The organism is Streptomyces sp. NPDC091292 (assembly GCF_044757265.1).
Classification (GTDB): domain Bacteria; phylum Actinomycetota; class Actinomycetes; order Streptomycetales; family Streptomycetaceae; genus Streptomyces.
Genome location: NZ_JBIVUQ010000003.1, coordinates 577,271 through 598,595 on the forward strand (window position 1 = coordinate 577,271; position 21,325 = coordinate 598,595).

Here is a 21,325-nt window from a genome sequence, read left to right on the forward strand (position 1 = left end):
GGTCAGCCCTTGATCTCGGTCCACGCCTGCACCCACTTCGCGTACGGCACACAGGTCGTGTCGGTGCGGCCGTCGACGCACTGCGCGATCGGCGTGGTCCAGAAGTGGACCTGCTTCCAGTACGGCTCGTCGGCCGCGTGGAAGGTGGTGCAGTGGTTCTTGTCCACCGTGGCCTCGCACGCCTTGGCGTTGGACGGCGCCTCCCCGAAGTACTCGGCGACCTGCGCGTTCGCCTCCGGCGAGATGATCCAGTCCAGCCACTTGTACGCGCAGTTGGGGTTCTTGGCCTTGGCCGCGAGCATCCACGTGTCGGACCAGCCGGTCGCCCCCTCGGTCGGCAGCACCGCCTTCACGGGCACCTTCTCGGCCTGCGCGGTGTTGAGGATGACCTGCCAGGTCGTGCCGATCACGGAGTCACCGCTCTTGAACGCGGAGACCTCCTTGAGATAGTCGCTCCAGTACTCCCCGATGTTGGCGTGCTGCTCCTTCAGCAGGTCCACGGCCGCGTCGAACTGCTTCTGGTCCAGGGCATACGGGTTCTTGATCCCGAGCGACGGATCGCTCTTCATCAGATAGAGCGCGGCGTCGGCGATGTAGATCGGCGAGTCGTACGCGGTGACCTTGCCCTTGTACGCCGAGCCCTTGTCGAAGACGGCCGACCAGGAGGTGGGCGCCGGGGTGACCTTCTCGGTGTTGTACATCAGCAGGTTGGCGCCCCGGCCGTGCGGGATGCCGTACGAGACGCCCTTCACGGTGTTCCACTGCTGGTTCTTCAAGTCCGGGAACACATCGGCGTAGTTGGGCACCAGATCGGTGTTGACGGGGGCCGCGTCTCCGGCGGCGATCAGGCGCAGGGCCGCGTCGCCGGACGCGGACACGGCGTCGTACTCGCCCGTCTTCATGAGGCTGACCATTTCGTCGGACGTGGCGGCCGTCTTGCTGGTGACCTGACAGCCGGTCTTCTTCTCGAACGGGGTCACCCAGTCGACCTCGGGGTCGTTGGAACCGTCCTCGGCGTATCCGGCCCAGGCGATCAGGTTCACCTTCCCCTCCGTCGCGCCGAGGGATTTCTGCGCGGTCATCTTCGGCGGCTCGAAGCCGCTGCCGCCCGGGTTCTTCGACGGGGTGTCGGACGAGCCGCACGCGGCGGCGAGCAGCAGCACTCCTGCGGCGGCCACGGCACGGGAGGTTCGGTTCAGTCGCACGGGGACTCCTGGGGAGGGGGACGGAGTGGAGGGAGGAAGGGGGCCCGGCAATGGGGAGTGGGCGTCAATTCGCGTCTGGTACGCGGAAGTTGTGGCGGTGGTGCCAGCGGAGCGCGACCCGGGAGCCGCGCAGCGCGGCGACGTCCTCGGACGAGGTCTCCAGGTTCTGCTGGAGCGCGGTGAGCCGCCCGCCCGCATCGAGGCCGACCAGGAAGCGGGTCGTGTCGCCTAGGTAGACGACCTCCGTGACGGTCCCCGTGGTGGTCGAGTGGTCCGGCTCCGGCGGGCCGTCCGCCGCCGTACCGCTCAGCACCCGGATCTTCTCGGGCCGCACGCTGTACGTACCGGCGCGGCCGACGATCTTCTCGGCGGTGGCGCCGGTCAGCAGGTTCGACGTACCGACGAAGCCCGCGACGAAGGCGGTCGCGGGCCGTTCGTAGATCTCGGCCGGGGTGCCGACCTGTGCGATCCGGCCCTCGTGGAGGACGGCGATACGGTCGCTCATCGTCAGCGCCTCCTCCTGATCGTGCGTGACGAGGACGAAGGTGATGCCCACCTCCCGCTGGAGCGCCTTGAGTTCGACCTGCATCCGCTCGCGGAGCTTCAGGTCGAGGGCGCCGAGGGGTTCGTCGAGCAGCAGCACCCGGGGCCGGTCGACCAGGGCGCGGGCGAGCGCCACGCGCTGGCGCTGGCCGCCGGAGAGCTGGGCGGGGCGGCGGGGCCCGAGGTCCGCGAGCCCCACACCGTCCAGAGCCTCCCGGGCCTGCCGCAGCCGTGCGGCCCGGGGGACCCTGCGGACCTTGAGGCCGTACGCGACGTTCTGCTCGACGGTCATGTGCGGGAACAGCGCGTAGTCCTGGAACACGGTGTGGACGTCCCGCTCGAAGGGGGCGAGCCGGGTGACGTCGCGGCCCGCCAGCTCGACCGTGCCGGCGGTGGGCGGTTCGAATCCGGCGATCATCCGGAGCACCGTCGTCTTGCCCGAGCCGGACGGGCCGAGGAGCGAGAAGAACTCGCCGTCGGCGATCTCCAGATCCACTCCGGCGACGGCTTCCGTCCGGCCGAACGACTTCCGCAGACCCGACAGCCGGATGGCCTTGCCCTCTACGGGATTCATGGCCGGGAACCTTCCCGGCGCGGTCGGGCGTTACTCATCGATCACTCCCCGTGATCGCGGGCGCGGGCCGACCGCGCCCCGCCGCTCGCCGCCGCGAATCCGGCCCACCGTCATTACCCTCCCTTTTCCGGCGGAAAAGGTGCGACCTCGCCTCAGATGGGGCGCCGCGTACTTCACGGCGAATTCAGTTCCACTCCGTGCCGCGTTGCACCCGATGTGCTCTCCCGGTGGCGCGGGAATGCGGTTCGACCGCAGGGTCGACTTTCGTTCAACGAGTTACTAGGATGCCCAACGAGTTCTTGGCAGTTGCTTTGTTGAGTCTTGGTGAACGCAGTCGGTAAAGGTCCACTGCGGTCCACTGCGGTCCACTGCGGGTGGCGGCACTTTGTTGCGGGGAAGTAGGGAATCAGTGCGCCTGCCAGAGGTCTGTACCAGTTCAGGGAGTGTTCCGACGACCGGCCCACCGTCCGATTTCCGCAGTTTCGGACGCCGCGGATACGAATGCTGATATAGGGGCGGGAGTGTATCGTTTCCAGCTTTTGGGTCCCCTGGGCATTGCCGAGGGACATGAAGTCGTCGTTCTCAAACCTTCCAAACCGGCGAGTCTGCTCGCGGCTCTCCTCATTCATCCGGGTTCCGTCGTTTCGACCGATTACTTGCTGCGCGCGCTGTGGGACGAAAATCAACCGGCGACCGCGCGGGCCGCGCTGCAGAGCTGTGTACTCAGGCTGCGCCGAATCTTCACCAAATACGGGATCACCGGTAATGCCATCGAGACGGTGCCCGGCGGCTACCGCATGCACGCCGACGCGGCCACGCTCGACCTCGTGCGGTTCCGGCTGCTCGTCCGCGCGGCCGACGACGCGTCCGACGCCGAGAGCAGGCTCTACCGGCTCAAGGAGGCCCTGACCCTCTGGCAGGGCTCCCTCCTGGCGAACGTGCCGTCCCCGATGCTGCACCGCGACGAGGTCCCCGCGCTCACCGAGGAACGGCTGCGCACCCTGGAGCGCGCCTGCGACATCGAACTCGCCCTGGGCCGCTGCCGTCAGGTCCTCGTGGACGTGTGGGAGCCCGCGCGAAGACACCCGGGCCGTGAACGGTTCTCCGAGCAACTCATCGAAGCGCTCTATCGCACCGGCCGGCAGACCGAGGCCCTCTCCGAGTACCGGGCCGTCAAGCGGCGCCTCAAGGAAGAGCTGGGCATCGACCCCGGGCCCGCGCTCCAGCGGCTCGAACTCGCGATCCTGCGCGGCGACGACCTCGGGCCCGCCACCGCCGACCAGCGGATACAGCTCGTGGAACGCCCGGCGCCCGCCCTCACCGCCGCACCCGCACCCGTACCCGTATCCGCACCCGTGGCCATGGCCTCCGGGACCACCGCGCCCGCCCCTTTCGGCCCCGCCGCCGACCGGCCTCTGCCAACACCCCCACTCTCCGTCCCGGTTCCGCCGCCGCTCCAACCCGTGCCGACCTTCACCGGACGCGCCGTCGAGCGGGCCGCCATCACCGGGCGCCTCACCGCCGAAACCCCGGGCACCCCCGGCACCCCCGACACCACCGGCACCACCGTCGTCCTCATTTCCGGCGCCCCCGGCATCGGCAAGACCGCCCTCGCGCTTCAGGCCGCGTACGACACCCAACACAGCTTCCCCGGCGGCGTTTTCGTGCTCCCGATGAACCGGCCGGACGGCACCCCGCGTACCCACGACGACGTCCTCGCCGACCTGCCCGCGCCCGGCACGGCGCGCGGTCGCGCGCTGCTCGTCATCGACGGTGTCTCCGGCGCCGACCAGGTGCGCCGCCTGCTGCCGGCCGCCGCCGGAGGCGCCGCGATCGTCACCAGCAGGCGCGGCCTCGCCGGGCTCGTCGCCACGCACGGCGGCAGCGTCCACCGGCTGTCCACGCTGGAGCCCGCCGACTCACGGCAACTGCTCGCCGCGACCCTCGGGCCCGAACGCGTCGGCGCCGAACCGGCCGCGGCGGACGAACTTGCACGTGTATGCGGGCACTTCCCGCTCAGCCTGCGGATCGCCGGTGCGCGGCTGCTCACCCGCCCCGGACTGCGGATCGCGGACTGCGTCGCCTGGCTCGCCGAGAACCTGCCCGCCCGGCTCACCCTCGCCGACGAGCCCGGCATGTCCGTCCCGCGCGTCTTCGGCAGCGCCCTGCACGGACTGGAGCCGCGCTGGCAGGAGGCGTTCCGGCGGCTCGGCACCCACGACGGGCTGGTGTTCACCTCGTCGGCGCTCGGCGACTTCGCCGATGCCGGTGCCGAATCCGGTGCCCCTGCTGACGCCTACGCCGATGAGGCGCTGGAGCGGTTGGCGGAGGCCGGGTTACTGGAGGAAGGCCCGCCCGGCCCGTACCGCATGCATTTTTTGCTCAAAATCTACGCGCGTCAGCTCGCGTACGCGGCCGGGCGGAGCGACAGCGCCCCTGTCGTCTCCGCGGCCCCCACGCCCCGCTGAACCGCGGCCCCCGCCCGTCCCCGTCCGACCTCGCCCGACCCGTTCGACCCCGCCCGACCTCGCACGATCCGGCCACCTTGACCACGCATCCAGGGGTGTCATCCACATGGGCTCAGCCGCCTACGAAGCCGTCGCCGCGACCCGGCCGCGCATCCGCAGGGACGTCCTGTTCACCGAGATCGCGGAAGGAGTGCTGTTCCACAACGCCGACGGCGGATTCCAGCTGACCGCCAAGTCCGCCTACCGGTTCGCCACCCTGATCGTCCCCCACCTCACGGGCGAACACGCGGTATCCGACCTCTGCGAGGGCCTGGGCGACGGGCAGCGGGCCATGGTCGGGGAGCTGGTGAAGAGCCTGTACGAAAGGGACTTCGCCCGCCCGGTCGCGCACCCGGAGCCCACCGGGAGCACGGAGGGGGCGGCCCCGGACGCCCTCAGCACCACGGCCGCCGTCGCCCGCCGCTACGCCCCGCAGATCGCCTACGCCGAGCACTACGCAGACGATGCCGAGGCCCGCTTCCGGCGCTTCCGTACCACCCGGGTCGCCGTCCTCGGGGACGACCTCGTCGCCCGCTGGTGCGCGCTCGGGCTGATCCGCAACGGCTGTGCCACCGTGGCGACTTCGCCGGGCCTCGGCGCCGCGTCCCGCGAGGCCGTCGAGGCGGAGGCCGCCGAAGCCGCCGCCGACGGCTGCCCGGTGGACCTGCCCACGCTCCCCGCCGAACGCCCCGGCGCCCCGCTCGGCTGGGCGGACCTCGACGGGTACGACGTCGTCGTGGTGACCGGCGGCGCGGCGGCGCCCCGCAGACTGTTCCCGCTGCTCGGCGCGGGGGTGCCCGAGGGCCGTACGCTCCTGCCGGCCTGGTCCTACGGCGGCCAGGCCGTCGTGGGGCCGCTGTCGACCTCCACGTCCACCGGCTGCTGGGCGTGCGCGGTGCTGCGCGTCGGGTCGCGCGGCTCCCGGGATCCGCGCGAGGTCCAGGGCGCGGCAGCGGCGGCGGCCGACCTCTGGCACGCGGTTGCCGTGCCGGACGCCGAGCCCGTCGGTGAGCGGCCGAACCAGCCGCAGTCCGCGATGCTCGGCAACCTCCTCGGCTACGAGGTGTTCCGCCTCACCACCGGCGCCCTGCCCGCCGAGACCGCGGGGCAGCTCGTCGTCCAGGACATGCGGTCCCTCGACGTCAGCACCGAACCGCTGCTTCCGCATCCGCGCTGCACGGTCTGCGTACCCGTGGGAGTGGTGGACCCGGTGGCTGTCCCGGTGGCCGTCCCGGTGATCGACCTCACCGCCGCGGGGAGCGGGACCCTCCCGATGCCCACCCTCGCCACCGCCCGGGAAGCGGACGCCCTGGTCGAGGAGTTGAACCGCCGCTCGGTCCTGGTCCGGCCGCGCGCCGGGGTCTTCACCCGGTTCGCCGACGAACCCCTCACCCAGATCCCGCTCAAGGCCACCCTTGTCGAGTTCGGCACCGGACACGGCGTGTCCCGCCGGGTCGCCGCCTTCGACGTGCACCATGTCGCCGGTGCCCGGCTGCGCGCCCTCGACGCAGCCGCCGAGGTGTACGCCGACCATGTCGTCCCCGACGCCGACATTCTGACGGAGGATCAGCTCGCTGCCGCACGGGCCGCCGGTACGAGGGCCCTGGCGCCCGCCACCCTGACCACCGCACTCGGCCTCGCCGCCGATCACGCCGATGCCTGGCGCCCCGCCACCTCGCTGCTCAGCAAGGAACAGGTCCTCGTCCCGGCCGCCGCCGTACGGACCTTCGGCCCCCACAACGCCGACCGGCTCTTCGAGGCGACCCGGGCCGGGACCGGCGCCGGAGCGACCCTCGCGGACGCGGCGGCCGACGGGCTGCTCTCGGCCCTCGCCCACGACGCGCTGCTGCGGGCCCTGCGCGGCGCGGGGCCGGTGCGCCGGGTGCCGCTCACCGCGCCGGACGAGCCCGAGCCCTCCGGCGATGCGCCGGGTGCCGACGCCGAACTCACCTTCCTCGTCCGCTCGGCGGCCGTACTCGGCGTGGACCTCGACCTGCTCGACCTGGGCGAGAGCGACCGCACGGGCGTCCATGTGCTGCTCGCCCGGGGCGCCGGCACCTGGGCCGTCGGCAGCGAGACCGACCGTCTGCGCGCGGCCGTGGCCGCCGTACGGGACCTCGTCGGGCAGGTGCAACTCGCGGGCGAGGACACGGCCGTCCCGTACGACACCGGGGACCCGCTGCTGCGGGATCTCGACGCGGAGACGATCGACGTCACGGACGCCACCGACGCGCCGGGTGTGTCCGGTGACGAGGCCGAGACCGGCTGGGCCGACGTCCTCGACCGGCTCGGGGCCGCCGGACGCGACGCCCTCGCCGTCCCCACCGGCTCCGCCGATCTGGCCGCCGCCGGCATCAGAACCGTGCGCGTCCTGCTCACCACGGAGGACGTTCGTGGCGCCTAGTCCCAGTCCTGGTCCGAGTCCTACTACGGTCGCCGAACACCCGCCGGGCCCCCCGGCACCGGGCCCCGTACGCCACCCCCTCCACGACCTCCTCACCCCTGCCCTCGCCCGGCTCGGCGGACCCCGGGTGAGCGTCGGCGCGCTGGGCATCCGTAACGCCTTCGCGCTCGGCCAGACCGGGGACGAGCTGCCACGGGCGGCTGTTCCGGTCCAGGTGTACGGCGCGCACGTCGTCATAGGACCGATGCCCGCGTCCGAGGGGCCGGACGGTACCGGCTGCGCCCACTGCCTTGCCCGGCGCTGGCAGGCTGTGCGGTCGGTGGCGCTGCGGGACGCGCTGGAGCTGGGTGGGCCGACCCGCGCGGCGGGGGAGTGGCCGTACGCGACACCGTTCGTGGCGGACGCGCTCGCCGCGCTCATCACCGGACTCCGGGACCAGAAGGACCATCGGCGCGGGGAAGAGGGCCCGTTCCCGCTGATCCGCCTTGTCGATCTGCGGACCCTCACCGCCCGCGCGTACCCGCTCGTCCCCGACCCCGAGTGCCCGCGCTGCGCCACACCCCGTGCCGACACGGCCGACGGCGCCCGGATCGTGCTGCGTCCGGCGCCCAAGTACCGGCCCGGGACCTTCCGGGTGCGGCCCGTCGACGCGTACGCCGTCGAGGTGGCCGCGTTCGCGAACCCGGTGTGCGGGGCGCTCGGGCCCTCGCTGGTGCAGGACGTCTCGTCCACCTCCACATCGGCGACCATCGGCTGCTTCTCGATGCGCTCGGGCGAGTATCTGCGCGAGACCTTCTGGGGCGGGCACGCCGACACCTTCGGGCACAGCAACCGCATCGGCGTCCTCGAAGGCATGGAGCGGTACGCGGGGATGCGGGCGCGCTCCCGGACCACCAGCGTCACCGGCACCCTCGACGGCTTCGGCCCGGACGCCGTCGACCCGCGCGAAGTCGGCCTGTACGCACCGGAGTTCTACCGCGCGAATCCCCACGTACGCCCCTTCGCGCCCGACCGTGAGATCCCCTGGGTCTGGGGCTACTCGCTGCGCGACGACAAGCCGCGCCTGGTTCCGGAAGTGCTGACGTACTATCACGCGCCGGGTCTGGAGAACCGGTTCGTGCAGGAGAGTTCCAACGGCTGCGCGTCCGGGGGCTGCCTGGAGGAGGCCGTCTACTTCGGCCTCATGGAGGTCATCGAGCGGGACGCCTTCCTGCTCGCCTGGTACGGGCGGCAGCCGCTGCCCGAGATCGACCCGGCCACCAGCACCCGCGCGAGCACCCGGCACATGGTCGACCGGCTCGCGATGTACGGCTACCGGGCCCGCTTCTTCGACACCCGGATCACCTTCCCCGTACCGGTCGTCACGGCCGTCGCCGAGCGCTACGACGGCGGCCCCGGCCGGATGTGTTTCGGCGCGGGCGCCGGGCTCGACCCCGAGTCGGCGCTCGACTCGGCGCTCTGCGAGATCGCCACCGACGCGGTGAACCTCCAGGGGCGTACGGAGCGCGACGAGGCCCGACTGCGGGCCATGGCGGGCGACTTCGACCAGGTCACCGCCCTGCACGACCATCCGCTCGTCTATGGCGTCCCGGAGATGGGCGTGCACGCCGACTTCCTGCTCAGGGGTGACCGCGGCGACCGGGGTGAGCGGCCCTTGTCTGCGGTCGCCGATCTGCGGTGGCCCGATCCGTCGTCCGGCGACCCGGCCGCCGCCGATCTCCGCGAAGACCTGTCGCGCTGCGTGCGGGCCGTCACGGCGGCCGGGTTCGACGTCGTCGTGGTCGATCAGACCCTGCCCGAGCAGCGCACGCTCGGCCTGCACACGGTGAGCGTGGTCGTCCCCGGGCTGCTGCCCATCGACTTCGGCTGGTCCCGGCAGCGGGCCCGCACCATGCCCCGGCTGCGCACCGCCCTGCGCGCCGCCGGACTGCGTGACCGTGACCTCACCCCGGACGACCTGAATCCGGCACCCCACCCCTTCCCCTGACCACCGCCCAGGACCACCGTCCCGCAGAGAGGAGCGTCCCGTGGGTTACGCCCATGACTACGCGGCAGCGATCATGCAGCGCGGCCGGATCCCGATGGAGCCCGCCGATTTCGTCCCCGACTGGGCGGACCGGCCCAGGAAGGCGAAGTACTACCCGGGCGTCGAGACCTTCCCGCTGCCGGACCCGGCGTTCCCGGCAGACGCGACCGTGGCGGCCGGATGTCTGCCCACAGAGTCCGCCGGGCCCGAACTTGCCCCCGGAGAAGGGGTGTTCACTCTCGACGCGCTCGCCGGTATGCTCCGCGACTCCTACGGGCTGACCGGCCGCCGCCTCGGCGTCCAGGCCAACACCGACCTCGCGGCCCTCCCGCACTACGCCCAGGCCAACTGGTCACGCGGCACCGCGTCCGGCGGCGGGCTCTACCCCGTCAGCGTCTACTGGGTGTCAGGGCCCAGCGGACCCCACCCGCCGGGCGTCCACTACTACTCGGCGCCCCGGCACGCGATGCAGCGGCTGGTCGCCGGGGACGCGACGGGCGACCTGCGCGCCGCCCTCGGCGACGACCACCAGGTCGGCGGCGGCTGCGATCAGTTCCTGGTGCTGGGCATCAAGTACTGGCAGAACGCCTTCAAGTACAACAGCTTCTCCTTCCACGCCGTCAGCATGGACCTCGGTGCGATCCTCCAGACGTGGCGCATCTGGGCCCGCTCCCGTGGCCTGACCGTCGAGCCCGCGCTCTGGTTCGACGAGGCGCGCGTAGCCCGGGTCCTCGGCGTCGACCCGGACGAGGAGGGCGTGTTCGCCGTCGTACCGCTGCGATGGGAGGGCGCGCGCCCCACCGCCCCCGCCCGCGACACACCCCCCGCGATCCCGCACCACGACTCCGAACGCTCCCGCCGGGTCCTGCACTTCGACACCCTTCAGCGCATCCACACCGCGACCGCCGACGCCGCCACCGCACGGCCCGCGCCCGGCGCGCTCGACCCGGCCCGCACCCCGCTGCCCGAAGGCAACGGGACGCCGGTGCCGCTGCCCCCGGCCGACCTGCCGCCGGTGGACGTACGGACCGCGCTGCGCGAGCGCCGCAGCAGCTTCGGACGGTTCGACGCGACCCGTCCCGTCACCTCCGCACAGCTCGCCGCGACCCTCGCCGCCTGCGCCGCCGCCTCACTCGGCAGCGACGCCGAAACCCCCACGACCGGTCCGGGGGATACCGGTTGGGATCTGCCGGCGCTGCCGGGCCTGGTCACGCTGTACGCGTTCGTCAACCACGTCGACGGCGTCGAACCCGGCGCCTACGCCTACGACCCCGCCGCACACACCCTGCGCCTGCTGGTGCCGGGACCGCCCGGAGCCTTCCTCCAGCGCAACTACTTCCTCTCCAACTACAACCTGGAGCAGACGGGCGCCGTCCTCGTCCCCACCGTGCGGACCGCCGCCGTTCTGGACGCGGTGGGCGACCGGGGCTACCGGCTGGTCAACGGCACGGTCGGCGCCGTCGCGCAGACCTTCTACACGGCGGCGTCCGCACTCGGCCTCGGCGCGGGCGTGGCCCTCGGCTTCGACAACATCTCCTTCATCGAGGAACTCGCCCTCGACCGCACCGGCGAGAACCCGCTCCTGATCATGCTGCTCGGCCATGAACGGCCCCACCCGGCCGACTTCCGCTACGAGATCGCCTGACCGGGCACCAAGGACAGGGGGACAACGCGATGACACCGGACACCTTCACACCCGTACGACCCGACGCCCGCCCGGACCGCACCGACTGGCGGCCGGGGCGCCGCTTCATGCTGCGCGTCGCCGGGCTGCCGATCGAGACCGTGCACGCGCTGCGCTGCGAGGACAGCGGACGCTGGGCCGACGACGTGCTCGCCGCCGAGGACCGGCTCCGCGCCCGCGCCGCCGAACTGAGCGAGCTGCTGCACCACGCGATCGGCGCCACCGACACCGCACCGGGCGGGAGCGGCGGGCAGCAGCGCCGCGCCCTGCTCGCGCTGCGCCGCAGGATCTTCAACAACCAGCTCCCGCCCGACCCGGAGGAAGCGGTCCGGCTGGCCGGGCGGTTCGACCTCCGGACGGCCGATCTGACCGAGCGGTGGGTGCGTGACCGGCGGCTCCTGGAGACGCTGCGGGCCGACGGCGCGCCGCTGCTCGCCGCCGATCTCGACCGGACCCGGGCCGCCCTGCGCGATCTGCTCACCGAGGACCGGCTGCGCTGCGGTCTGCTGCTCGCCTCACCGACCCTGGAGAGCCGGCTCGACGCCTTCGTGGCCCAGGGCCGGTCCGGGGCGCCGTACGACAAGCGGATGCGGAAGATCGAGCGGTCCGTGCTGTCGTACCTCTATCGGACGGCGTGCAAGACGAGCCCGTTCAGCACCTTTACGGGGGTGGCGACGGGATTTTTCGAGGGGGACGGCTCCCCCGAGGCGGCGCTCCACCTGGACGACGAGTGGACCAGCCACGTACGGCTCAACGTCGTGGTGCTGGGGCGGCTCGCCGAGCTGATACGCGCCGACCCCGCCCGCCGCGCCGACCTCCCCGTACGCCTCGCCTCCGGCTGGGAGCGGGACGACGACCGGATCCGGTATGTGCGCCAGTGGGTCAGCACGGGCGACGACTCGGCCGCCGTCACCTTCGACGCGGTCAAGGACCGGCTGTTCTTCCTGCGCCGCAGCGGCACCCTGGACCGGCTGCTCGCCCTCTTCGACGGCGAAACCCCTTTGCGTTACGGCGACCTGACCGACTGGCTGCGCTCCGAGCACGACGCCTCGCCCGAGCAGTGCGAGACCTACGTCGCCGCGCTGCTCCAGCTCGGCATGGTCCGCGTGCCGTGCCTGGACACCGACGTCCACAGCCCCGACCCACCGCGCTCCTTCCAAACCGCCCTGCGCGGACTCGGCCGCCCCTGGGCCGACGGACTCGCGGACGCGCTCGACGGGCCGGTCTCCGTGGTCGACCGTTATCCGGCGGCCGGACGTGCCGAACGGGCGGAACTGCTGAGGGAGTTGAGGACAGGACTGCGCGCCGCCCAAGCCCTCCTCGGCGACCCCGAAGCCACCCTCCCGCAGACCCTGCTCTACGAGGACGTCAGCGCGGGCCGGGATCTGACCTGCGGTTTGGGCGCCTGGACCGGACGGGACGGCGGCGCCCTGCGGTCCGTCGAACGGATCCTGCCCGCCTTCGATCTCACGCTGCCGCAGCGCGTCACGTTCAAGGGCTTCTTCCTGGCCCGCTACGGGCGCGGCGGCCGGTGCGACGACCTCCTGGGACTCGTCCACGACTTCCACGAGGACTTCTTCGACCAGTACCTGTCCTTCGCGGCCCGCCGGAAGCCGTTCGACGAGCGGGGCGACTATGTGGCGGAGGAGAACTGGCTCGGGCTGCCCGGCATCCGGGCGATCGACGCGGCGCGGCGGACGTTCATCGAGCGGATGCGGGGGGCGTGGGCGGCCTGGGAGGAGGGAACGGACGCGGAGGAGATACGGCTCGGTGACGCCGACCTCGACCCGGTGGCCGCCGAACTGGCCCCCGTAGCAGGCGAGTTCGTCCCTCAGTCGCACCACGTCCAACTGGCCCGCGAGGGCGGCGAACGCCTGATCGTCCTCAACCGCTCGTACGGCGGCCTCTCCTTCCCCTTCAGCCGCTTCACGCACGTCTACGACACCCCCGCGCACGACGGCGACCCCGGCGGTGCCGGGTCCTTCTCCGGTGAGCTGCGCGCGAACGCCGAGACCGTCACGCCCGGGGGAGCGGTCCTCGCCGAGATCACGGGCGGAGCCGTCACCAGCAACCTGAACCTGCACAGCCCGCTCACCGCGTACCAGATCGTCTGCCCCGGCGAGTCGAGCACCGTGCCCGAGGACCGGCGGATCCACCTGGACGACCTGTCCCTGCACCACGACGCCGACACCGACCGGCTGGTGCTCCGTTCCGCGCGCCTCGGTCGTGAGGTGATCCCCGTCTACCTCGGCTATCTCGTACCGCTCGCCCTGCCCGAGATCCCGCGCACCCTCCTCCTGCTGTCCCCGACGTCCATGGCGCCCGTCGATGTGTGGGGCGGTGTCCCGGAGGGCGACGCGACCGACGGGGTGACGGTCCGGCCCCGGGTGCGGTACGGCGAGGTCGTCCTCAGCCGGCGGAGCTGGACCACCACGGCCGGTGCCCTGCCCGTGCGGGCGCCCGGCGCCGACGACCGGGACTGGTTCCTCGGTTGGCGGCGCTGGCGGCGCGCGCACCGGCTGCCCGAGCAGGTCTTCGCGACCGTGTCCGGCGGCCCCCGGGGCGGCGCGGGCGCCAAACCGCAGTACGTCGACTTCCGCAGCGCACTGTCGCTCACCGCCCTGGAGGCGCTGCCCGCGCACCCGGACGACCGGGTCGTGCTGCGGGAGATGCTGCCCTCCGACGACGGCGCCCACGTCCGCTCCGCACGCGGCACCCACGTCGCCGAACTCGCCGTGGAAACCTTCACCACCCGCACAGGAGAGGCCCCCTCGACATGCCGGAACTGACCCCCGTACCAGGCGACTGGCAGGCCCTCCACATCTTCTACGCGGCCAATCCGCAGCCCATGCTCGTGCAGTGCGTCCGGCCGCTGATCGCCGAACTGACCGCAGACGGACTGCTCGACGGGCACTTCTTCATCAACTACTGGCTGGAGGGCCCGCACGTCCGGCTCCGCCTCAGACCGGCGGACGCCGCCGCCACCGAGGAGGTCCGGCGGCGGGCGGAGGAGGCGATCGGCCGCTTCCTGCGTACGCGTCCCGCGCTGTACGAGGTCGACTCCGGCTTCCTCAACGACTTCTACAACACCCTCTTCGAGATCGAGTTCCCCGAGGGCGACCGCGCCGCGTTCATGGACACCGACGGCCGGATGAACCTGCGGCCGAACAACTCCTTCTCGTACGAGCCGTACGAGCCGGAGTACGGCAAGTACGGGGGACCGGCCGGGGTCGCCCTCGCCGAATGGCACTTCGCGCACTCCAGCGATCTGGTCATGGACGCCTTCCGCACCATGAACCTCCATCTGCGGACCGTGCTCCTCGGCACATCGGCCCAGCTCATGATGGTGATGGCGAGCTGCTTCCTGTCCGACCGGGACGAGCTGGGCGCCTATCTGGACCGTTACTACGAGTTCTGGCACAAGGCGTTCCCCGGCACCGGTTTCATCGGCTCGAAGGAGTACGACAAGAACTACGCGGAGACCGCCCCCGGGCTCGGGCGCCGTTTCGCGGCCGTCCGGGCGGCGATCGACGCCGGCGAACTCGACCGGCTCCCCGTCTTCCTGCGCGGCTGGGCCGAACACTGCCTCGACCTGCGGGCCCGCGCCTTCGAGCTGGCCGAGCGGGGCGAGCTGGTGTTCCGGTCCTGGGACGGCACCCGCGACGAACAGGTCACGGACCCGGCGGTCGCCCTGCCGCTGCTCCTCTCCCCGTACATGCACATGACCAACAACCGGCTGCATGTGACGATCCGCGACGAGGCGTATTTGTCGCATGTGCTGGGGCGGGTGCTGCGGGAGGGAGACTCCGGAGGGACGGATTCCCCGGTGGCGGGGGCGGCTTCGGCAGCTGCGGACCCGGCGTCTGCGGGGGCGAGATGAGCACCGACCCCCAGTCGGCGTCGGCCTCGGCTCCCGCTCCCGCCGCGGCTCCGGGCGACCTCCTCTCGTACCGCCCCGCCCTCCGCCCCGACATCCTCCTCAGCCCGCCCCTCCTGCGCGGTCCGGCCACCGTGCATCTCCTCAAGGATCCGGCGGGCGGAGCGGCGTTCGAGGTGGGGGCGAAGGAGTACTTCCTCATCTCGCGGTTCGACGGTGACCGCAGTCTGGGGGAGATTGGCGCGGAGTACGCCGACACCTTCGGCAAGCGTCTCGCCGACGCGCACTGGCACCGGCTGCTGGGCCTGCTCGGCGCCCGTCACCTTCTGACCGGCTCCGAGCCCCCGACCCCGACGTCCCCGGCGACCCCCACACCCCCCTTCCAAGGCACCCTGCTCCACGGCACCCTCCGCCTGGTGGCCGACGCCAACGCCACCACGACCCGGCTCCACCGCCTCCTGCGCCCCGTACTCCGGACCCCCGTCCTGCTCCCGCTCACCGCGATCCTCGTCGCCATGGAGGTGCTGCTGGCCCTCGGGCTGCCGCAACTCGTGGACGACACCTGGTGGTTGCTGCACCGGCCCGCCCCGCTCGTCGCCGTCCTCACCCTGCTCTGGCTGAGCACCGCCGTCCACGAACTCGCCCACGGCATCGCGGCCCGCCACCACGGAGGCACCGTCGGCGAGATCGGGCTGCGCTGGCGGCTGCCGATGGCTGTGATGTACTGCACGGTCGACAACTACCGTTATTTGAAAGGGCGTTGGCCGCAGCTCGCGGTCGCCGGGGCGGGCGCGTTCGCCAACCTCCTCTTCCTGCTGCCGTTCCTCGGCTGGTGGGCCGCGCTGCCCGGCGACGATCCGACCCGCCGCGTCCTGTCGGCGCTTCTGCTGCTCGGCAGCGTCCAGGCCCTCGTGAATCTGCTGCCGCTGCCCCCGCTCGACGGCTACACGATGCTCAGCCACGCCCTGCGCACCACCCACCTCGCCCCGGAGAGCGGACGCTATCTGCGGCTCGCCCTGCGCGACCGCAAGGCGGCGGCCCACTACCCACGCCGGGCCCGCACCATCTACCTCACCTACGGGATCGGCTCGGCGGCCCTGGTCGCCCTGATCGTCGCGGCCCTGGCAACCGGCCTCTACATCCAGCTAGTTCACTGACCCCACCAGTTCCCCCACCCCCACGACCCCAAGAGGCGCACAACCACATGAGCGAGGCGAGCACCATGGAGCCCGTACCGGACCGGCCCGTACCGGACAGGACGTCCACCGAGGCGGCCGTCGTCGTCGACGCGATACGCAAGCGGTACGGCGACCGGCAGGCCGTCGACGGCGTGTCGCTGACCGTCCAGCGAGGAGAGTTCTTCGGCCTCCTCGGCCCCAACGGCGCGGGGAAGACCACCCTCGTGGAGATCATGGAGGGCCTGCGCCAGGCCGACTCCGGCACCGTCACGGTCCTCGGCCAGTCGCCCTGGCCCCGGAACGTCGCCCTCCTCCCGCTGCTCGGCGTGCAGACCCAGACCTCCGCGTTCTTCGTACGCCAGACGGCGCGCGAACATCTGCGGACGGTCGCCGCGCTGTACGGGGCCGGGCCCGCCGACGCCGACCGGACACTGGAGTCGGTCGGGCTCACCGAGCAGCGGGACGTCCTGGTCGAGAACCTGTCCGGCGGCCAGCGCCAGCGGCTCGCCATCGCGTCGGCGCTCGTCCACGGACCCGAGCTGATCTTCCTGGACGAGCCCACGGCGGCCCTTGACCCGCAGGCGCGCCGCGAGTTGTGGCAGGTGCTCCGCGATCTGAAGAGCGCGGGCCGCACCATCGTCTACACCACGCACCACCTGGACGAGGCCGAGGCGCTGTGCGACCGGGTCGCGATCCTCGTCGCGGGCGCGGTCGTCGCCCTCGACTCGCCGCACCACCTGGTGACCGCCGCCGGCGCGCCCACCCGGCTGCTGATCCCCGAGGAGCGGCTGAGCGTCGCGGACGCGGAAGCCATCCCCGGCGTCGACCGGGTCACCGTGCAGGGCGGCTCGCTCGTCCTGGAGACGACGGTGTCGGGCAAGGTCCTCCGGGCCGTGGACGCGCTCACCGGCCTTGACGGCGTACAGACGCGGACCGCGACCCTCGAAGACGTCTATCTCGAACTCACCGGCGCCGCCGACGCGCAGAGCGCCCCCCCATCCCCTCTTCCTCAGAAGCACCAGGAACACCAGGAACACCAGGAACACCAGGAGCACCAGGCATGAGCGCGTACGCGGCACTGACCGGCGCCGGTTACCGGGCGCAGGTCCGGGACAAGGCGACCCTCTTCTTCACCTTCGCCTTCCCGCTGCTCTTCCTGGTCGTGTTCGGACTGATCTTCCGGGGCCAGGAGGTCGAGGAGACCGGGCGTCCGTACATCTCGTACATCGCGCCGGGCGTCATGTCCTGGGGCGTCGCCAACGCGGCCGTGTTCGGCGTCGCGTTCACGCTGATGCAGTGGCGGCGGGACGATCTGCTGCGGCTGATCCGGATGACCCCGACCCGGCTTCCCACCGTCCTGGCGTCCCGCTACGTCCTGGCCCTCGTGGTCGGCGCGGTGCAGGCCGTCGTGTTCGTCGCCGTCGCGATGCTGCCCGTCTTCGGCCTGACCCTGGACGCCCGCTGGCCGCTCGCGCTGCCGGTCCTGGTGCTCGGGATCACCGCGTTCCTCACGATCGGCGTGGTCATCGGCTCGTACGCCGACACCCCTGAGGCGGTCGCGGCCATCGCCAACTTCCTGATGGTGCCGATGGCGTTCCTGTCCGGCTCGTTCCTGCCGCTCGACATGATGCCGTCCTGGCTCCAGACGGTCTCCCGCGTACTGCCGTTGCGCTACCTCAACGACGCGGTGTCGGCGGCGCTTTCGGGCCGGGGCGGACTCGGTGACATCGGGGTGGGCTGCGTGGGCCTGGCCGTCTTCACGCTCGTCTTCGGCGCCCTGGCCCTGAAGACCTTCCGCTGGAGCAACCGGGCATGACGACGACGTGCACCGATGTGCTGGAGGAGGCGCGGGAGCTGTTGGAGCGGTCGTTGGCCGCGTATGTGGGTGAGCCGGGCGGTCCGGTCGTCGTGCCGCTAGGGGCTGCCGATGTGCTCGGGCGCGGCGGCGCCGACCCGTACGCGGCCGTCCGTCCGGCGGCCACCGTCCATCTCACCGCGCAGGCCGTGCTGGTGGGCCCTTGGGGCGGGGGCGGCGGGGGCGGCTCTGCTTGTGGTCAGTGTCTGGCGATGCGGTGGCAGAGGCTGCGGACGCGTACCGAGCGGGATGCCTTGGAGACGGGGGTGCGTACCCGGGCGGCGGGCGTGTGGCCGGCCCTCACCCCGTACGCGCTGGACGCCGTGCACGCCCTGTACCGGGCGACTGTCCTGACCGGCGCGGCCCGGCCGCCCGCCGGGCCCGGCACACCGGACGGCAGCCTTCCGCAGGTGTCGCGGCTGGACCTCGCCACGCTGGAGGTGCGGACCTTCCCGCTGCTCGCCGACCCGCTCTGCCCGCACTGCGGCCCGCGCGGCGCGGACAGCGCTGACGGCGCTGACGGTGTGGACGGCGGGGTCCTGCGCCTGGAGAGCCGGCCGAAGCCGGCTCCCGACGCGTACCGGCTGCGGAAGGCGTCCGCGTACCCGATCCCGGTCGCCGCGCTCGCGAACCCCGTGTCCGGGGTGCTCGGCGCCGGGACCTGGATCAATGTCACCTCGCCGACGACGGCGCCGGTCGCGGGCAGTGTCTTCATGCGGGGGTACGCGGGCCTCACCGACGTGACCTGGAGCGGCCAGGCCAACGGTTTCGACGCCAGCCGGAATCTCGCCTTCCTGGAGGGTCTGGAACGGTACGCGGGCACCCACCGCCGCACGGGTACCGCGCCCGTTTCGGCCGCGTACAGCGCCTTGGTGGCCGCCGGGACACCGGCCGTCGACCCGGCCGCCTGCGGTTTCTACGCGCCGGAGACCTACCGCGACGACCCGATGGTGAGCCCCTTCGACCCCGACCGGCCGATCCCGTGGGTGTGGGGCTACTCGCTGCGCGACGAGCGCCCGCTCCTCGTACCGGCCCGGCTCGTCCACTACAGCGCGGGACTCGCCTCCGACAACTTCGTCTTCGAGTGCTCCAACGGCTGCGCGATCGGCGGCTGTCTGGAGGAGGCGGTACTCGGCGGCCTGCTGGAACTCATCGAACGGGACGCTTTCCTGGCGGCTTGGTACGGCGCCACGCCGCTCCCCGAGATCGACCTGGACACGGTGGCGGACCCGACGGTCCGCACGATGATCGACCGCGCCGCGCTCCAGGGGTACGCGGTGCACGCCTTCGACAACCGGATCGACCTGGCGGTCCCCGTCGTCACCGGTCTCGCGGTGCGGCGCGACGGCGGCCCTGGGACGTACTCCTTCGGCGCGGGCGCGAGCCTGGACCCGGGTGCGGCACTGGAAGGCGCCCTGTCCGAAGTGCTCACGTACATCCCGCACCTGCCCCGGCAGGTCGAGGAACGCCGAGGCGAACTGGAGGCCATGGCGGACGACTTCACCAAGGTCCTCCACCTCAAGGACCACGCCCAGCTCTTCGGCCTCCCCCGGATGACGGAACACGTCCGCACCTATCTGGAACCGTCGTCCGTACGGCCGATGCGGGAGATCTACGCGGACTGGGAGACGCTGGACCGCCCACGCACGGGGGACCTGCGCGACGACGTCGCTTTCGTGCGGGACGAGTTGGTGAGCGCGGGCCACGATGTCGTGGTCGTCGACCAGACGACGCCGGAGCAGCACCGCATCGGCCTGCGGACGGTCGCGACGCTGGTCCCGGGGTTGCTGCCGATCGACTTCGGCTGGTCGCGGCAGCGGGCGCCGCTGCTGCCGAGGCTGCGGACGGCGGCGTTCGAGGGAGGGTTGCGGGACGCTCCGCTGAGGGGGGCGGAGATACGGAGGGTGCCGCATCCGTTTCCGTAGCCGGGGCTTCCGCCGTGGCCGTTGCCACCCTTGCTGTCAACCACCCGGCACTGACTGCGCCACAGATCAGCGGAGTATGTGCAGTCCGTACGCGGTACGGCCCGCTTCCGAATGCTGTGGAAGCGGGCCGTATCCGGATCCCAGGCCCAAGCCTGCCGAGTACCGTTTCGAGTGGTGAAGTCGAAACGGAGTCCAGTATGCCCATTCATGACGACGAGAGCATCGGGGCGAGGATCGCCTCTTACCGGAACCTCGCGGCTTACACCCAGCGTGAGTTCGCCGAGCACTCCCACCTCTCCCTGGGGAACATCCGCAAAGTTGAGCGGGGCGAGCGCCTGCCCACTCACGGCTTTCTCGCCACCGCAGCACGAACACTTGCCGTGAGCGTGGAGGAGTTGACCGGCCAGCCCTACCGTGGACAGCAACGATCTGACGAGAAGGCACACGCCCCCATAGCAGCCATCCGGACCGTGGTGCGTGCGTTCGATCTTCCTCCGGAATGGCGCACCACACCGCGCCTTCTGGGAGAGATTGCCGATGACCTTGAAGAAGCGACCCGCCACCGTGCTGCGGCCCGGTACACCCGTCTCGGCCTGGCACTGCCCGAACTGCTGGAGGAACTGACGGCTGCGGTGCATCTACTGGAAGGCGGCAGGAAGCGTCAGGCCGCGAAGATGTTGGCTTCCGCTTACTACATGGCGCACTGCCTCACCTACCGGCTCGGATATGCGGACCTCTCCGGCCAGTTGGATGACCGGCAGCGTTGGGCGGCGGACCTTTCCGGTGACGCGTTGACGGTTGCGCTTGCCCAGTGGTCGCGTGCCGGAGGCTTCCAAGCCGCCCGCGAGTACGGTGCCGGACTCCGGCTCCTTGCTCACGCTCGCGACCGACTCACGGAAGAGGCAGGAGCATCCTCGTCGTCAGCAGTGACGCTGCTGGGCAGCTTGCGCCTGCGTGAGGCCACACTCGCTTCCCGGGCCCGGGACGAGCAGGCCACCGAACACCACCTCACCGAGGCTTCCCGGCTTGCCGAGCAGATCCCCGGCCGAATGGACCGGGTGCACTACCACCTCACGTTCGGCCCGGGGAATGTCGCCGTACACAACATCGCCGCGCAGGTCGAACTCAAGAACGCCGATGAGGCCGCGAGGAAAGCGAGCGCTCTGCGTCTGCCCTCGTCGCTGCCGCGCACCCGCCGGGGACATCACCACATCGATGCCGCGCGTGCTTTCCTTGCGGTCGGCGATCGGGACAAGGCCCTGACAGCATTGCAGGATGCGCGCAAAGTGGCGCCTCAACAGACCCGCTATCACCCCATGGCCCGCGAGGCGGTACGGCTCCTCGCCCAGCAGTACCGCCGTGTTGGCCAGGACGTACGGACGCTTGCCGCATGGATGGGCCAAGCAGTGGCCTGACGGGGGCGGCAAGTAGCCGTCAAGCTGAGTCGCAGTCAGGAAGTACCCCGGCATGGGGTACTTCCTTTGTTTTGCGGTGGGCATCCTGCGACTGTCGGTCGCCACAGGATTCCCGGCGCGCGGTCCGTGGCC

Annotated in this window: 13 protein-coding genes; 11 read left to right on the plus strand and 2 right to left on the minus strand. The window is 71.8% G+C overall.

Translation table 11 applies throughout. From position 1 onward, the window contains the following. Positions 1–2: 2 nt before the first annotated feature. Both ACIQNU_RS13935 and ACIQNU_RS13940 read right to left on the minus strand, forming a co-directional pair. Positions 3–1,205 carry an ABC transporter substrate-binding protein gene (locus tag ACIQNU_RS13935; RefSeq protein ID WP_401365520.1) on the minus strand — a complete coding sequence of 401 codons (1,203 nt, stop codon included), beginning with the start codon at positions 1,203–1,205 and terminating at the stop codon, positions 3–5. A gap of 64 nt (positions 1,206–1,269) precedes the next feature. Next, entirely contained in the window at positions 1,270–2,322 is a 1,053-nt protein-coding gene (locus ACIQNU_RS13940; protein WP_401365522.1) for an ABC transporter ATP-binding protein, read from the minus strand. A gap of 521 nt (positions 2,323–2,843) precedes the next feature. Here ACIQNU_RS13940 and ACIQNU_RS13945 point away from each other — a divergent pair. From ACIQNU_RS13945 to ACIQNU_RS13995, 11 genes are all read left to right on the plus strand, one after another. Further along, the gene (locus ACIQNU_RS13945; protein ID WP_401365524.1) at positions 2,844–4,790 is read left to right on the plus strand and encodes a BTAD domain-containing putative transcriptional regulator; all 1,947 of its coding nucleotides are present in this window, start codon (positions 2,844–2,846) and stop codon (positions 4,788–4,790) included. Positions 4,791–4,896: 106 nt separating this feature from the next. Continuing rightward, positions 4,897–7,233, plus strand: a complete 2,337-nt coding sequence (locus ACIQNU_RS13950) for a TOMM precursor leader peptide-binding protein (RefSeq protein WP_401365526.1) — start codon at positions 4,897–4,899, stop codon at positions 7,231–7,233. Next, entirely contained in the window at positions 7,223–9,220 is a 1,998-nt protein-coding gene (locus ACIQNU_RS13955; RefSeq protein WP_401365527.1) for a TOMM precursor leader peptide-binding protein, read from the plus strand. Before ACIQNU_RS13950 ends, ACIQNU_RS13955 begins: the two co-directional genes overlap by 11 nt. 40 nt (positions 9,221–9,260) lie before the next feature. Next, a complete protein-coding gene (locus ACIQNU_RS13960) occupies positions 9,261–10,904 on the plus strand; it encodes a nitroreductase family protein (RefSeq protein ID WP_401365529.1) in 1,644 nt (547 codons plus the stop codon). Between the two features lie 29 nt (positions 10,905–10,933). After that, positions 10,934–13,732 (plus strand): lantibiotic dehydratase, encoded by a 2,799-nt coding sequence (locus ACIQNU_RS13965; protein ID WP_401365530.1) that lies wholly within the window; start codon positions 10,934–10,936, stop codon positions 13,730–13,732. Continuing rightward, entirely contained in the window at positions 13,720–14,823 is a 1,104-nt protein-coding gene (locus ACIQNU_RS13970) for a lantibiotic dehydratase C-terminal domain-containing protein (RefSeq protein WP_401365532.1), read from the plus strand. Before ACIQNU_RS13965 ends, ACIQNU_RS13970 begins: the two co-directional genes overlap by 13 nt. Further along, a complete protein-coding gene (locus tag ACIQNU_RS13975) occupies positions 14,820–15,977 on the plus strand; it encodes a peptidase M50 (RefSeq protein ID WP_401365534.1) in 1,158 nt (385 codons plus the stop codon). Before ACIQNU_RS13970 ends, ACIQNU_RS13975 begins: the two co-directional genes overlap by 4 nt. A 47-nt stretch (positions 15,978–16,024) precedes the next feature. Continuing rightward, the gene (locus ACIQNU_RS13980) at positions 16,025–17,062 is read left to right on the plus strand and encodes an ABC transporter ATP-binding protein (protein ID WP_401365535.1); all 1,038 of its coding nucleotides are present in this window, start codon (positions 16,025–16,027) and stop codon (positions 17,060–17,062) included. Beyond that, positions 17,059–17,814: an ABC transporter permease gene (locus ACIQNU_RS13985; protein ID WP_401365536.1), complete on the plus strand. Its 756-nt coding sequence runs from the start codon at positions 17,059–17,061 to the stop codon at positions 17,812–17,814. The genes ACIQNU_RS13980 and ACIQNU_RS13985 overlap by 4 nt, the downstream gene beginning before the upstream one ends. Next, positions 17,811–19,778, plus strand: coding sequence for a TOMM precursor leader peptide-binding protein (locus ACIQNU_RS13990; RefSeq protein WP_401365537.1), 1,968 nt, complete (start codon positions 17,811–17,813; stop codon positions 19,776–19,778). Before ACIQNU_RS13985 ends, ACIQNU_RS13990 begins: the two co-directional genes overlap by 4 nt. 197 nt (positions 19,779–19,975) lie before the next feature. After that, a complete protein-coding gene (locus ACIQNU_RS13995; protein WP_401365539.1) occupies positions 19,976–21,193 on the plus strand; it encodes a helix-turn-helix domain-containing protein in 1,218 nt (405 codons plus the stop codon). Positions 21,194–21,325 lie beyond the last annotated feature (132 nt).

Coding starts and splice junctions, on each gene's coding strand:
- ACIQNU_RS13940 (WP_401365522.1), bottom strand. CDS start 2,322: ATGAATCCCGTAGAGGGCAAGGCCATCCGGCTGTCGGGTCTGCGGAAG.
- ACIQNU_RS13950 (WP_401365526.1), top strand. CDS start 4,897: ATGGGCTCAGCCGCCTACGAAGCCGTCGCCGCGACCCGGCCGCGCATC.
- ACIQNU_RS13965 (WP_401365530.1), top strand. CDS start 10,934: ATGACACCGGACACCTTCACACCCGTACGACCCGACGCCCGCCCGGAC.
- ACIQNU_RS13970 (WP_401365532.1), top strand. CDS start 13,720: ATGCCGGAACTGACCCCCGTACCAGGCGACTGGCAGGCCCTCCACATC.
- ACIQNU_RS13975 (WP_401365534.1), top strand. CDS start 14,820: ATGAGCACCGACCCCCAGTCGGCGTCGGCCTCGGCTCCCGCTCCCGCC.
- ACIQNU_RS13980 (WP_401365535.1), top strand. CDS start 16,025: ATGAGCGAGGCGAGCACCATGGAGCCCGTACCGGACCGGCCCGTACCG.
- ACIQNU_RS13985 (WP_401365536.1), top strand. CDS start 17,059: ATGAGCGCGTACGCGGCACTGACCGGCGCCGGTTACCGGGCGCAGGTC.
- ACIQNU_RS13990 (WP_401365537.1), top strand. CDS start 17,811: ATGACGACGACGTGCACCGATGTGCTGGAGGAGGCGCGGGAGCTGTTG.
- ACIQNU_RS13995 (WP_401365539.1), top strand. CDS start 19,976: ATGCCCATTCATGACGACGAGAGCATCGGGGCGAGGATCGCCTCTTAC.